The organism is Planococcus dechangensis, assembly GCF_042654465.1.
In the GTDB taxonomy this organism is placed as follows: Bacteria; Bacillota; Bacilli; order Bacillales_A; family Planococcaceae; genus Planococcus; species Planococcus dechangensis.
In genome coordinates, this window is sequence record NZ_JBHSGL010000005.1 from 1,248,556 (window position 1) to 1,261,068 (window position 12,513).

Here is a 12,513-nt window from a genome sequence, read left to right on the forward strand (position 1 = left end):
TTCCCCCTAACAGAACTTCGCTTGCATCGCTAGTTCTGTCATGACCAGCATGGCGCGATAAGCTTCGAGTATGTTTTTTGCCTCATAGCGGACAATCGTTGTACCTTGTTCAAGTTCAGTTCCTGGCATCATCGCGGCAAGTTCCGCTTGGCCGTAATTAGTGAACTCGATGCGCAGCGCCGGACGCTCAGGCGGCACAAGCGGTTGTACGAGCTGCTTTCGCTGAATCGCTTGTTGCGTTTTTTCCCTCAGCAAGCGCTGTGCTTTTTTGGGGTGCATGGTTTTGACCGCTGAGCGAGATAATGTTTCCTTGACCGCAACGGTCGTGACATTCGGGATGAGCGCTTGTGCTTCACGGCATGCACAATCATCACCTGCAACAAGTAGCACCGGCACTCCGTAAAATCCGGCAACATAGGCATTCAGCCCAAGTTCGCCGACTTCGACATCGTCGATCCACATCGAGCGGACGCCAAAAATCATGGCATGCGACATGACGCCTTTTTGGCCGGCGCGTGCATGATAGCCGGCAAAGAGTGCGCCCGTAAAACTATCGTCGAGCCCTTCGACCATCGAATACGCTTTGACGCCGCCCGTGATAAGCTCCGCTTCCTCGTGAAGATCTTCGGCAATCAAATTATTCATTTTAGAATGCGAATCGTTGACGAGAAACGATTCCGCCCCGGCATCGAATGCGCCGTGAATGATGGCATTGGCGTCCCCAGTCATCAGGCTCCTGCCGCGTTCATAGTTTGCTTCGGACGAATTGACGTATGTATAATCCGGTAATGCCGTAACACCTTCCATGTCCATTGATAAATAAAATTTCATGATGCAGAAAGCCCCTTTGTTTGTCTTTTTCGGAATATTTTTGAAAATCTGTTTAAACTAATGTATCAATATAGTTAGAATATTTCAATATAATTTTTAATTGTTTACTATTCACTTGTTATACAGCGACATCTTGTAATTAATAAAAAAAATGAGGAATTCCGCATTTCTTTACTATTTTTCTGCATGTCCTTTGTATATTCCATTTCGGCAAAGTTCACAATATACTTATTTGGATCTTTATTGACGGCTATTTCATGCACACGGATGTTTTTTCACATAAATCAGGTGTGAATTTGGAGCACTGATAGTAAGAATTTATTTATTTATTTTAATTTTTAGAATATTTAGTAATTTAGTCTCATGCAATTATTTACAGTCCCTTATACACTGGTAACAAGTTATAAATAGTTCACCGGAACACTATAACTGACAAACAAGATTTCCCGACAATCAGAGAAGGAGCGGATCATCATGAATAATTTCGACAAAGTACTGGAGATGCAATGGGGAGATCTTGCACTGGGCGTGACGGGTTCTGCCGTAGTTATGTTAGCACTCAACTATTTCATGCTCATGTAGAAAGGAGCACTATATGATTTCCGAATATACGTAAAAGCCCTTTTCCGATAGACGGAAAAGGGCTTTTTGCTTGTTTTTTTCCATATAAAAACGCCTGCTCCCCGTATCTCTAGCAGGCGTTGCTTATCCATAGGCTGTATTAGGCTTCATCATATACCTCCATCATCAAGTAGTTGTTTTTGCTGAGACAGCAGCTTCTCAAAAAGTTCCTTGTCCCCCGCGGCAAGCGCCTGGTCGATCATGCGGTTGAAGTTTTCCTGCTCAAGGAACTGGATTGCTTCGGTCGCTTCTTTCTTTGTTTGTTCGTTCACTTCGATCAATTCCGCCCTTTCTTCCTTCAGTATCGTTTGAAGGTGTGTGTGGATATCCGAGACCAGCAGCAATTGGTAGAGCGGCAAACGGATAAAGCGGTTTCCTTTTTGGAATACAAAGACCTCGGAAAGGTTTTCAACTTGGAATGTATTTAAATTGACGATGATTTCCTTGCCTTCTACTGGGATGAAATGAAAAACTTCATCGTCTTTCACAATCGAAAAATATTGATAAGCGAACACAAACTTGATGCGATGCCCTTCTCTCTTTGTATAAAACGGCTTCATCAGTTTTACATGCAACATCTGACTCCCCTCCTTTGATTTCAGAATATTCTGCTTACATAAATCATACCATAAATTGGTCGAAACGGATAGAAATAAGTGTGTAAAAGCGGTGACGTTTTCCGTCTCTTTTTTCTTCTTCGTTTACTGTCTAGCTTGGAAGTCGTATAATAGAAGGAAATGTTTTATTTGGGGCGATGCAGATGGCTACGGTTCTATCCTTAGCGAAACAATATGAAGACACAATCCACAATTATATGGCTGCTATCGACAAATCACTTCATCCATCGCGCGCGTTGGACGAAGAAATGGTTCGAAAAGCAGTCTTTTTAGTGCGCCATGATGGCGTGCAGATTCATTCTTTTAACGAAGAGCGCTTATTGCTCGAGGCCAGCGTAAAGGATGCCCACTCGGTAAAAGTGGTTCTCAATTTCAATAAGCTGACAGCCGTTTGCGCTTGTCCGCAGGAAGTTATGTGCAGGCACCGTTTAGCCGTGATTTTTTCGCTCTACCAAAAAGTCGACTCGCTGTCTGAGTGGGTCGGAAAATGGCGTGCGAAAGAACAACAAGAGCTTGCACCAATAACCAAAAAGCGCTCCCCAGAACAATGGGAGACGCTGATCCGCAGTACGTGGCGGGAACCAATCAACGATTATGTTACACGCAATTACTTCTATTTCGAACAATTGTATGAAGGACGCTTAAAGAATGCATTGTCGTTCATGCCCATTGAACGCGAATGGAAAACACTCTATAAAACATACGCCCATTTGATTTCATTGATGGAAGTATGGGATACGTTCAGTGCCGGCACTAAAGAAGTTCACCATTCGTTCTTTAAAACTTGGTTTGCCGATGAACTGCATGCGCTGCGCGATATGCTTGGCCAATTGCGGGGGCTGCACCGAACATTTGAATCGGATGCCTTTTTCACTCATTTACGCGAACTGGTGCGGGAATTTGCCGAAACGAGCGATGGATCGTTTTCAGAACGCTTTGAAATTTATCAGCTGTTCTGGACGGAATTATTTGTCAGCCGCCGCGAACGGATGGAAGGCTTGGAAGATTTCCGCCGTTCAGATGAGCGTGTCAAAGCCTTTTTCGCTTTATTGCTTGGGCTCGACGTCACCCCTGGAACGATTAGCGCAGAGACGGCAGCCGATTGGGTCAAATTAGCGGTATTGGCAGAGGAAGAAGGACATCAACAGGGCATGTCTGCCATTTTGATGGCTATCAAACCGCATGTCCGCACATTCCTGTTCGAAGGCTTGTATACACAATACCGCCACCATTACGTACGTATCTTAAGCCGGCTCTATTCCCAGATCGACTTGACCGAAAACGACTGGGAAGATTTGTTTACGCAGTTCGGCCATTACGGCTTGCCTGCTTACTCCGCATATTTAGTTGAAAAAGGCATGTACAAACAATGGGCAGAGCTTCATCAGCTGCACAATTCACCGCTGTATTTTGCTGAGGAATGCGGTTTAAAAGAAGTCCATAATGCCGCTCCTGATTTTGCGCTGCCGCTTTATCACCGCTATGCCTTACAGCATCTTGAAGAGCGCAGCCGGACGAGCTACAAACAAGCCGTCCGTGTATGGAAAAAAATGAAATCCGCTTGTAAGAAAAGCGGGCAACTGGCGTTTTGGAACGCTTATATGGCGGAAATCCAAACCCGCTATAAAAGGTTGCGGGCACTCCAGGAAGAGATCGAGAAAGGAAAGCTTATATGAATCAATTCCAAACCGAAGGAAGCCGGACGTATTATCTAAAAATCGACCAGTCGGACGTATTCCGGCTGCAAGCATATAATGACAGCGGCAACCGGATTCCCCCGGAAGTGTGGTCGCCGTTCCTGTTCTTTGCCGACAAAGACAGCTTTTTCGGTATGAACGTGCAAACAGACGGCTTGGATTTATTATTGACTCCTGCTGATTTTGTGCGCCTGTTCCAGCAAGAGCCGCATCATTATGTCCAGTTTTCCGGGCGCCGTCTAGAGGATGATGCCTGGCTCAAGCTGGCCGCCCGTGTCGCCGATTCTTTGAACGATTCGGCGCTTTGGCAGAACGTTAGCATAATGGATGGCCAAATCCTCATTGATGAAGCATACGGAGACGCGGAAATCCGCTCGTTTTTGACTGATACCATCCATCATCAATTGCGCCAAAAAGGGCTGACTTCGACTCAGTTGCCTTACATTCTTCATTTCGTGGAGCATGCCGGGTGGGACGGATTGGAGCCGGCTGATGATTATGTGCTGGCGATGCAATTAATCGAACCGGACGACAGCGGCTTATGGATATTCCGGACTGCATTGAGAACGAAACGCGGCAGTGCTTATTGGACACCATCCAAGCGCCGTGAAAACGAAGTGATCGAAAAAGTGCTGCCGGAAAAATGGCGTATGCATTCAGCACAAATTCAAACGCGCCAAAGTTTGATATTGAGCTTATGCCCTTCTGTTGACCGCTATGAAGACGACCACTTTTATATCGCTCACTGGACCGATGCGGAAGTATTGAATTTTCTCCGCAACGATGCCGACTTGTTGCAGGCGTTCGGCATTGAGGTATCGATCCCTTCTTGGCTGCAGGCCGTACAGGAATCAAAAGTTCGCGTCAAAGCGAACGTCACCTCTCCTGCGAAAAAAGCTTCAGTCGTCGGACTCGACCAGATCATCAATTTCGATTGGAAGTTCTCACTCAATGGCCACGACTTGAGCATGCAGGATTTTGAGCAGCTGGTAACGGAAAACCGGGAGTTTATCCGTGTCGGCAACGAATGGGTGCGCGTTGATTCGAATTTGTTGATGCAGCTTCGCCAGATGATCGATGAAGCGGAAGATGCCGATTGGACGCTGAAGGATATGCTGTTTCACAACGTACCGGATATCATGCTCGAAGAACCGGCCGATGAAGATGATCCACTCGTAGAGTTTCATTTGAATAAATCATTAAAAGTGCTGCTCGATAAATTGCTCGACAAACGGGACTTGCCGGAAACGCCGCTCCCTGATAATTTGAAGACCGAATTGCGGCCATACCAGAAGACCGGCTTTGATTATTTGGTCTTTATGCGCGAAGAAGGCTTCGGTCTATGCCTCGCCGATGATATGGGACTTGGCAAGACGGTTCAATTGATCGCCTATTTGCTTCACGTACAGCGACAGCAGCCGGAACAGCCATCGCTCATCATTTGCCCGACCTCAGTTCTTGGCAATTGGCAAAAAGAGTTGGAGCGTTTTGCGCCCGACTTGAAAGTTGCGACCCATTACGGCGGAAATCGCCCGAAAGGCCAGGCCTTCCTGGACTCGCTTGCAACTGAACGGCCAGACGTGGTGCTATCGACATACGGCATCGCCTCCTCTGACAGCGAAGAGATTCAATCGATCACGTGGACGAGCATCACGCTTGATGAAGCACAAAATATCAAGAATATGTATACAAAGCAATCGCGCACAATCCGGAAGTTCAAAGGGCAGCACCATATCGCCCTCACTGGGACGCCGATTGAAAACCGCTTGTCCGAACTATGGTCGATTTTCGATTTCATCAATAAAGGCTACCTGTACCGCATTAAGCAGTTCCAGGAAGCCTTTATGGTGCCGATTGAACGGGATGATTCCGAAGCGGCAAAAGAAAAGCTGCGGCAGCGGATCCAGCCTTTCCTGCTGCGCCGGACGAAAAAAGATCCCGAACTTCAGCTCAATTTACCGGAAAAACTCGAGCAATTGGAGTATTGCCCATTAACGCCGGAGCAAGCTGCGCTTTATGAGGGGCTTGTCCAAGATACGGTTCAAAAGATGGGGACGCTCACCGGTTTCGAGAAAAAGGGCCTCGTCCTGAAAATGCTCAGCAAACTAAAGCAACTATGCAATCACCCGTCGCTTTATTTAAAAGAGCCGTATACGACTGCGGACGAATTATTGCCTCGCTCCCAAAAACTCGAGCGTATTGTGACACTGGCGGGGGAAATCGCGGAACGTGGGGAGCAATGCTTGATTTTTACGCAGTATATCGGAATGGGCCATTTGCTGCAGCAGGCGCTGAATGAATTATACGGTCATGAAGTGCCGTTTTTGACAGGTAATATGCCGAAACATCAACGCGATGCGCTTGTCGCGGCTTTCCAAAATGGGGAGTTTCCGATTTTCATCCTGTCGTTAAAGGCAGGCGGAACCGGGCTCAACTTGACAGCCGCGACACATGTCCTCCATGCAGATCGCTGGTGGAACCCGGCTGTGGAAAACCAGGCGACCGACCGGGCATACCGCATCGGCCAGACGCAATTTGTCCACGTCCATAAATTTGTGACGATCGGTACAATCGAAGAAAAAATCGATGCCCTGCTGACGCAGAAACAATCTATGTCGGATCAGTTTATCCAATCCAGCCAATGGATGACGGAACTGTCCGATGAGGAACTGAAGGATTTGTTCACCTATAGCTTTTAAAAGATCCGGCCAGAACCCCACCTGGCCGGATTTTCCTTTTGGACAGCGAATGTCAGTTTTTTTCGTTCGCAGCAAAGACCCGTTTCAATTCAGACAGCTCCCGCTCCGCTTCAATCATGCGCTGATGGAGCGAAGCAGTCAATTTGATCAATTGCTCCATATGGACTTCCAATTGGAGCTGAAGTTCTTTCGGCATTCCACTTGCCTCCTTGTATGGCCTTAGCCATTCACCTGCTCCGTTTCGGGTGACGGGAAATCAAAATCTGCAACGGGATCCGCTTCCGTCTGCTTGGGGATGTTATCGTCTGAAGGTTTTCGTTTATCGAGGAAACGTACTTGGTCGCCAATCACTTCCGTAACGTATACTCGCGTACCGTCTTCCTTATCGTAATGGCGCGACTGGATTCTTCCGGTGATGGCAACCTGCGAGCCTTTACCGCAATACTTGGCTACATTGTGCGCCGAGCGCCCCCAGGTGGAACATAGAATATAATCGCTTTCGATTTCACCACGCTGATTTCTATAGTTGCGTGAAACCGCAACGACGAAAGTGGTATGTACGCGGCCTTCGCCGACCACCCGCATCGCTGGATCTTTCGTCAATCGACCAACAATCCCGACTTGGTTCATCGATTCACCTCCTTGCCGAAAGGCTGTCTCAGCCGCTGCTGCCTCTTGCAAAGCCGCTGTCCTGCCGGTATTGACAGCATACTAATACACTCATTCCCTTGGCAATGTCCGAAATTAGGGATTTGGAAGAAATCCCACTGTCATTTGCCGAATTCGCAAACGGCGAAAAAGAATTTCATCAGCCTTACATTCCAAAATCCCGTACCATTAAATGGTTTGAGTTGAAACGGAATTCTCGATTTTGTTACAGCGTGTTTTTTCTTTTTTTCGCATTCGCCGGCTATTTCCGAGCTATGCTATACTAAAAACAAAGCGTTGTTTGGGAGGAATTATTGCATGAAGACTTTTAAAATGCTGTCGTTAGCTGTTGCCCAAGGGGACGAGCTGACTGAATACCCTTTGCATGACGGCCTCATCATCAACCAGGAGAACGCTCACCGATCCTGGGTGCTCGAGATGCTCGTTGATAAAAAACACGAAGAGACATTTCTCGAAATGAAACAAACCGGTAATGTCTACGATGTCAAAGTCGTGATTTCCTACCCTGGAAATGAGCCGGCTACTTTTGAAGTGATCATTCATGCAGTCAGGCAGATCGGCGATCACGTATCCATCCTCATGAAAGGCACGTTGAAACGGGCACGCAGAAAATATGCGGAAACCTTGTTGTCGGAGTTGCTTGAAGATGGACTGGCGGGGCAAGAACTGCTTGAACGTTTCGAATCCGATATGCGGGAGCGCCCCGTGCTGCGAAAAGATGAGACCAAATCATCCCAAAACTAAAAAGCGCCTGCTTATTCGCGGCCGTCCGTAGACGGTCCTTGAATGAGCAGGCGTTTTTCTATTATTTCTTTTCAGCTACCGGTCCAAGCGCAAACAGAATATCGCATTCGCAAGCGATTTCTCCGTCAACAGTCGCAATCGCATGCCCTTTGCCCATTGAACCACGCAGGCGTGTCAATTCAACTTCCAGGCGCAACTGGTCTCCAGGGGTAACTTGGCGCTTGAAGCGGCAATTATCGATGCCTGTGAAGAATGCCAAACGCCCTTTATTTTCTTCCATCTGGAGAACTGCAGCTGCACCGACTTGAGCCAATGCTTCAACGATCAAGACACCCGGCATAACTGGATAGCCGGGAAAATGGCCATTAAAATAATCTTCGTTGGCGGTGACGTTTTTCAGTCCGACCGCTTTTTTACCTGCCTCGATTTCAAGAATCCGGTCGACCATTAAAAATGGGTAACGGTGGGGCAGAATTGCTTGTAATTGTTCAGTTGTCAACATAAACTCCATTCCCTTCTACACTTTGTGGCTATTACGTTTCGCCACGCATAATATCTAAAATATGCTGCCATGTCTCCCATTTAAGGGCATCACCCGCATTGCCATCCCCAAGCACGCCATAGCCTACCATCGCGCCTAAAGCCGCCATGGTCACTATTAAGGCAAGGACGAGGAGAATCCGCAGCCATATCGGAATCAATCGGATTTGTACCCAGCGAGTCTTTTTCTGCGGACGCTCCGCTTGCATATTCGGTTGTTCTGACTGGGGAGAATCATTTTTTCGTGATTGTGCCATTGCTATGTCAACCTTTCTTCTCAAAATGCCCTATATGCGTGCTGCTGGCATGAGGATTCACTACCTGCCATTATACTAAAAAGCGCAAGAGATGAGGGCAGGAATTTGAATTTTATCGTTTTGAACGGAAAATATCTTTTTTTGCCTCCAGCATCTTGCCTGTGCCAAGAACTACACATTCTTTTGGATTTCCTGCAACAACGATCGATATGCCAAGCTTTTCCGCCAATAGTCGGTCCATTCCGCTGAGAAGCGCACCGCCCCCTGTCATCACCCCACCGCGGTCGATGATATCCGATGCCATTTCAGGCGGTGTTTTCTCGAGCACAAGACGCACACCTTCTGCCACTAATTCTGCTGATTCGCGCAAAGCTTCAGTAATCTCAGACCGCTTCAATGTGACGGTTCTTGGATAGCCCGTCAGCATATCTCGTCCGCGAATATCCATCGTCGCTTCTTCGCTTTCAGCTAGCGTGCCCAATTCCACTTTCAATTTTTCGGCAGTCCGTTCACCGATCAATAATTTGTATTGTTTCTTTATGTAATGAAGGATATCTTGGTCAAAATGGTCGCCTGCCACTTTCAAGGTTTCACTCGTGACAATCTCCCCCATCGTCAACACCGCAATATCGGAAGTTCCCCCGCCGATATCAATCACCAAGCTTGCATCCGCTCCATAAATATCGAGCCCTGCACCAATCGCTGCCACTTTCGGCTCGACTTCCACATATACTTTCCGTGCGCCTGCTTTTTCTGCGACTTCACGAATGGCTTTTTGTTCGATGCTCGTAATGTTCGCTGGGCAACAGATTAAAATCCGTGGCTTGACCATAAAGCCTTTCAGCTTCAAAATATGCATAAAATGCTTCAGCATTAATTCGGTAATATCAAAATCGTGGATAACGCCGTCTTTGAGCGGTCGTATGACAGCGATATGCTGAGGTGTCCGCCCCATCATTTTCTGCGCTTCCACACCGACCGCAATCAGTTCATTGCTTTTCTTATCAATGGCAACGACAGACGGCTCATTTAAAATAATGCCTTTTCCTTTTACATAGATCAGCACATTGGCTGTTCCAAGATCGATGCCGATATCTTTCGAAAACATTTTGCCGCCCCATTTCTATTTCTGTCTATCCAATAGTCCATCATAAGACACATTTCCATGCCACAAGATTGCGGTTTCATGATTACGCGACTATATCAAACTGCGCTAGTTAAAATTTTATCATATTCTTGCAACCGTTGACAAAATTCCCCGGAATTACTTCCAACATTTATTCCCATGAAAAAGCCTGCCACTCAAATGATGTGCGGCAGGCTTTTAAAGTATGAAGTATAATTCTTGATGAATTAGACCAATTGCTTTTCTTTTACTTCGCTTGTTTCAGTAGAAACGCGCTCGATGTCAGCACCTAAAGCCGCAAGCTTTAAATGGAAATCAACGTATCCACGATCCAAATGATACAATTCGTGGACGCGTGTGATGCCCTCAGCAGCGAGTCCAGCCAGGATCAGTGCAGCAGCTGCACGAAGGTCTGTCGCTGATACTTGTGCTCCTTGCAACTTAGAAGGGCCTTCCATGATGACAGAACGTCCTTCGATCTTCACCGATGCGTTCATGCGGCGGAATTCTTCAACGTGCATGAAACGATTTTCGAAAACTGTTTCTGTCAAAATGCCATTGCCTTGAGCAGTCAGCATCAATGACATCATCTGGGATTGCATGTCTGTCGGGAATCCTGGATGAGGCATTGTCTTGATATCGATAGAACGAAGCGGACGAGTTGCACGGATGCGCAAGCCTTCATCTGTTTCTTCGATGTTGACGCCCATTTCACCCATTTTCGAGATAAGGGCTGCCATATGTTCCGGAACAGCATTTTCGATGATGACATCGCCTTCAGTGATGGCTGCAGCTACCATGAAAGTTCCCGCTTCTACACGATCAGGAATGATGGAATGGTCTGCGCCGTGCAATGATTCGACGCCTTCGATGCGCATCGTGTCCGTACCGGCACCTTTGATGTTTCCGCCCATTTCATTGATGTAGTTCGCAAGGTCAACGATTTCCGGCTCTTTCGCCGCATTTTCGAGGATTGTCACGCCCTCTGCAAGTGCAGCAGCAGACATGATGTTCTCCGTTGCGCCAACACTCGGGAAATCGAGGTAGATTTTAGCACCGCGTAAACGGCCTTCTGTTTTCGCTTCGACAAAGCCATTGCCGAACGTAATGTTCGCGCCCATCGCTTCGAAACCTTTCAAGTGCTGGTCGATCGGACGGGAGCCGATTGCACAGCCGCCTGGCAATGCTACGCGCGCAAATCCATTGCGCGCTAGGACAGGTCCCATGACTAAAATTGATGCACGCATTTTACGGACATACTCGAATTGCGCTTCACTCGATAATGTCGCAGATGCATCGATGTGCATCTCATTTTTTTCTGGGAAATATTCGATGTCGACATTCAAGCTTCTTAACACCTCTTGAATAGTATAGACATCTGCCAGGTTTGGAACTTCTGTGATAAGGCTTTTGCCTTCACTTGCAAGCAATGCTCCTGCCAATACAGGCAAAACCGCATTTTTCGCTCCTTCAACCCTTACTTTCCCTTGTAGCCTTTTTCCGCCTTTAACGATGATATGATCCAATGCAAAGCCCTCCATGTGTTTAATAATCCTTTATATACAGCCCATCAGTTAGTTTTTACTGTTCATCTGTCATTTGTTGGTTGGTTATAGATTAAATTTGAAAACCTTATCTATAATACCCTGTTTTTTAATAAGAAACAACCATTACTGGGCTTTCTTATCAAAAACTCGATATACCTTCAGTTGTTCGTTCACAATTTTTTCTTTATGTCCGTTGCTGAAGAGTAAATATTACAAAATGATTACAGTAATTCCTTTCCCTACTATAGTAGGATTAAACCCGTTTCCGGTGATTATTTCCCGGGAAATAGTAAATCATTGCCGGTTTGCCATAGCAACGGCCTGCATTATTATGGCAAACCGGCCATGCTAGAACAAATAAGGCAATTGCCGTGACCAGGCTGAGATTTCCAAGAAAAATGACGAGACCGTTGTGCCAATAGCGATGCTTAGAAAGATGTATAAAATCTGCGCTTGCAAGACATGATGTTTGCGAATCCATTTGTCGAACATGACGGCACGGAGCGCATAGAATGAAACGCCTGTAAAAAAGATATGGCTAAAAATCGAAATTAACGCCTGCTGTCCAATGTACATCTCCATTTGTTGCTCTCCTTTCAACTTGCGATTCAAGTTTTCTCTAATAATATGAAATACTCCTGTTGTTAGTATAACTGTTAATTATGCTGCTTTGTATAGCTCACGCAAGTTTTCCAAAACCTATGAAATAGAAAAGACGGACGAAAGCAAATCGCTTTTGTCCGTCCATTTTATTAAATGTTACCCTCATAAACGTTGATACGATTCATCGCACGTTTTAGCGCCAATTCTGCACGCTTATAGTCGATCTCATCTTTTCTTGCCTGAAGAAGTGCTTCAGCACGCTTTGCAGATTCCTGCGCACGCGACAAGTCGATTTCAGTCGAACGTTCTGCTGATTGAGCAAGAATCGTCACTTTTTCAGGGCGGATTTCAAGGAACCCACCGCTTACAGCGACCAATTCCGTCGAGTTTTCTTTCTTTAACCGGACTGCGCCGATTCCAAGAGGAGCTACTGTAGGAATGTGACCGGGCAAAACACCCATCTCACCGGTTGCTGTAACTGCAATCACCATAGAAACATCTGAATCGTATACTGGGCCGTCGGGAGTGACAATATTGACTGAAATGGTCTTCATTTTTTTCC

At 46.5% G+C, this 12,513-nt stretch carries 13 protein-coding genes; 3 read left to right on the plus strand and 10 right to left on the minus strand.

All coding sequences use genetic code 11. The annotated features are described in order from the left end of the window. Positions 1–6: 6 nt before the first annotated feature. Entirely contained in the window at positions 7–831 is an 825-nt protein-coding gene (locus ACFO5U_RS09330) for a M55 family metallopeptidase (RefSeq protein ID WP_377278664.1), read from the minus strand. 731 nt (positions 832–1,562) lie between these two features. Beyond that, complete coding sequence (locus ACFO5U_RS09335) at positions 1,563–2,030, minus strand: transcriptional regulator (protein ID WP_377278665.1); 468 nt, start codon at positions 2,028–2,030, stop codon at positions 1,563–1,565. A gap of 182 nt (positions 2,031–2,212) precedes the next feature. On the opposite strand from ACFO5U_RS09335, the gene ACFO5U_RS09340 reads away from it, so the two are divergent. Both ACFO5U_RS09340 and ACFO5U_RS09345 read left to right on the plus strand, forming a co-directional pair. Then, complete coding sequence (locus tag ACFO5U_RS09340) at positions 2,213–3,745, plus strand: hypothetical protein (RefSeq protein ID WP_377278667.1); 1,533 nt, start codon at positions 2,213–2,215, stop codon at positions 3,743–3,745. Beyond that, the gene (locus tag ACFO5U_RS09345; protein WP_377278668.1) at positions 3,742–6,465 is read left to right on the plus strand and encodes a DEAD/DEAH box helicase; all 2,724 of its coding nucleotides are present in this window, start codon (positions 3,742–3,744) and stop codon (positions 6,463–6,465) included. The genes ACFO5U_RS09340 and ACFO5U_RS09345 overlap by 4 nt, the downstream gene beginning before the upstream one ends. Positions 6,466–6,517: 52 nt before the next feature. Here the strand turns inward: ACFO5U_RS09345 and ACFO5U_RS09350 are convergent, their stop codons facing one another. Continuing rightward, complete coding sequence (locus tag ACFO5U_RS09350) at positions 6,518–6,661, minus strand: hypothetical protein (RefSeq protein WP_377278670.1); 144 nt, start codon at positions 6,659–6,661, stop codon at positions 6,518–6,520. 23 nt (positions 6,662–6,684) lie between these two features. Continuing rightward, complete coding sequence (locus ACFO5U_RS09355; protein WP_377278671.1) at positions 6,685–7,095, minus strand: single-stranded DNA-binding protein; 411 nt, start codon at positions 7,093–7,095, stop codon at positions 6,685–6,687. A gap of 336 nt (positions 7,096–7,431) precedes the next feature. On the opposite strand from ACFO5U_RS09355, the gene ACFO5U_RS09360 reads away from it, so the two are divergent. Then, entirely contained in the window at positions 7,432–7,878 is a 447-nt protein-coding gene (locus ACFO5U_RS09360; RefSeq protein WP_377278673.1) for a YwpF family protein, read from the plus strand. 61 nt (positions 7,879–7,939) lie between these two features. On the opposite strand, the gene fabZ is transcribed toward ACFO5U_RS09360, so the two are convergent. The 6 genes from fabZ to ACFO5U_RS09390 all read right to left on the minus strand — a co-directional run bounded on the left by fabZ (position 7,940) and on the right by ACFO5U_RS09390 (position 12,505). Next, positions 7,940–8,380, minus strand: coding sequence for a 3-hydroxyacyl-ACP dehydratase FabZ (gene fabZ / locus ACFO5U_RS09365; protein WP_215108682.1), 441 nt, complete (start codon positions 8,378–8,380; stop codon positions 7,940–7,942). 31 nt (positions 8,381–8,411) lie between these two features. After that, positions 8,412–8,675, minus strand: a complete 264-nt coding sequence (locus ACFO5U_RS09370; RefSeq protein ID WP_377278675.1) for a DNA-directed RNA polymerase subunit beta — start codon at positions 8,673–8,675, stop codon at positions 8,412–8,414. Between the two features lie 112 nt (positions 8,676–8,787). Continuing rightward, positions 8,788–9,783: a rod shape-determining protein gene (mreB, locus tag ACFO5U_RS09375; RefSeq protein WP_377278677.1), complete on the minus strand. Its 996-nt coding sequence runs from the start codon at positions 9,781–9,783 to the stop codon at positions 8,788–8,790. Between the two features lie 245 nt (positions 9,784–10,028). Then, on the minus strand, positions 10,029–11,327 hold the full coding sequence (gene murA / locus ACFO5U_RS09380; RefSeq protein ID WP_377278679.1) for a UDP-N-acetylglucosamine 1-carboxyvinyltransferase: 1,299 nt from the start codon (positions 11,325–11,327) through the stop codon (positions 10,029–10,031). Between the two features lie 369 nt (positions 11,328–11,696). Beyond that, complete coding sequence (locus ACFO5U_RS09385) at positions 11,697–11,930, minus strand: DUF1146 family protein (RefSeq protein ID WP_377278680.1); 234 nt, start codon at positions 11,928–11,930, stop codon at positions 11,697–11,699. A gap of 170 nt (positions 11,931–12,100) precedes the next feature. Beyond that, positions 12,101–12,505 carry a F0F1 ATP synthase subunit epsilon gene (locus ACFO5U_RS09390; RefSeq protein ID WP_377278682.1) on the minus strand — a complete coding sequence of 135 codons (405 nt, stop codon included), beginning with the start codon at positions 12,503–12,505 and terminating at the stop codon, positions 12,101–12,103. Between the last annotated feature and the right edge of the window lie 8 nt (positions 12,506–12,513).

Bases quoted from the DNA above. Each gene is read 5' to 3' on its own strand.
- ACFO5U_RS09335 (WP_377278665.1), bottom strand. From the start codon at position 2,030: ATGTTGCATGTAAAACTGATGAAGCCGTTTTATACAAAGAGAGAAGGG.
- ACFO5U_RS09345 (WP_377278668.1), top strand. From the start codon at position 3,742: ATGAATCAATTCCAAACCGAAGGAAGCCGGACGTATTATCTAAAAATC.
- ACFO5U_RS09350 (WP_377278670.1), bottom strand. From the start codon at position 6,661: ATGCCGAAAGAACTTCAGCTCCAATTGGAAGTCCATATGGAGCAATTG.
- ACFO5U_RS09360 (WP_377278673.1), top strand. From the start codon at position 7,432: ATGAAGACTTTTAAAATGCTGTCGTTAGCTGTTGCCCAAGGGGACGAG.
- ACFO5U_RS09330 (WP_377278664.1), bottom strand. From the start codon at position 831: ATGAAATTTTATTTATCAATGGACATGGAAGGTGTTACGGCATTACCG.
- ACFO5U_RS09355 (WP_377278671.1), bottom strand. From the start codon at position 7,095: ATGAACCAAGTCGGGATTGTTGGTCGATTGACGAAAGATCCAGCGATG.
- ACFO5U_RS09385 (WP_377278680.1), bottom strand. From the start codon at position 11,930: ATGGAGATGTACATTGGACAGCAGGCGTTAATTTCGATTTTTAGCCAT.
- fabZ (WP_215108682.1), bottom strand. From the start codon at position 8,380: ATGTTGACAACTGAACAATTACAAGCAATTCTGCCCCACCGTTACCCA.
- ACFO5U_RS09340 (WP_377278667.1), top strand. From the start codon at position 2,213: ATGGCTACGGTTCTATCCTTAGCGAAACAATATGAAGACACAATCCAC.
- ACFO5U_RS09370 (WP_377278675.1), bottom strand. From the start codon at position 8,675: ATGGCACAATCACGAAAAAATGATTCTCCCCAGTCAGAACAACCGAAT.
- ACFO5U_RS09390 (WP_377278682.1), bottom strand. From the start codon at position 12,505: ATGAAGACCATTTCAGTCAATATTGTCACTCCCGACGGCCCAGTATAC.
- mreB (WP_377278677.1), bottom strand. From the start codon at position 9,783: ATGTTTTCGAAAGATATCGGCATCGATCTTGGAACAGCCAATGTGCTG.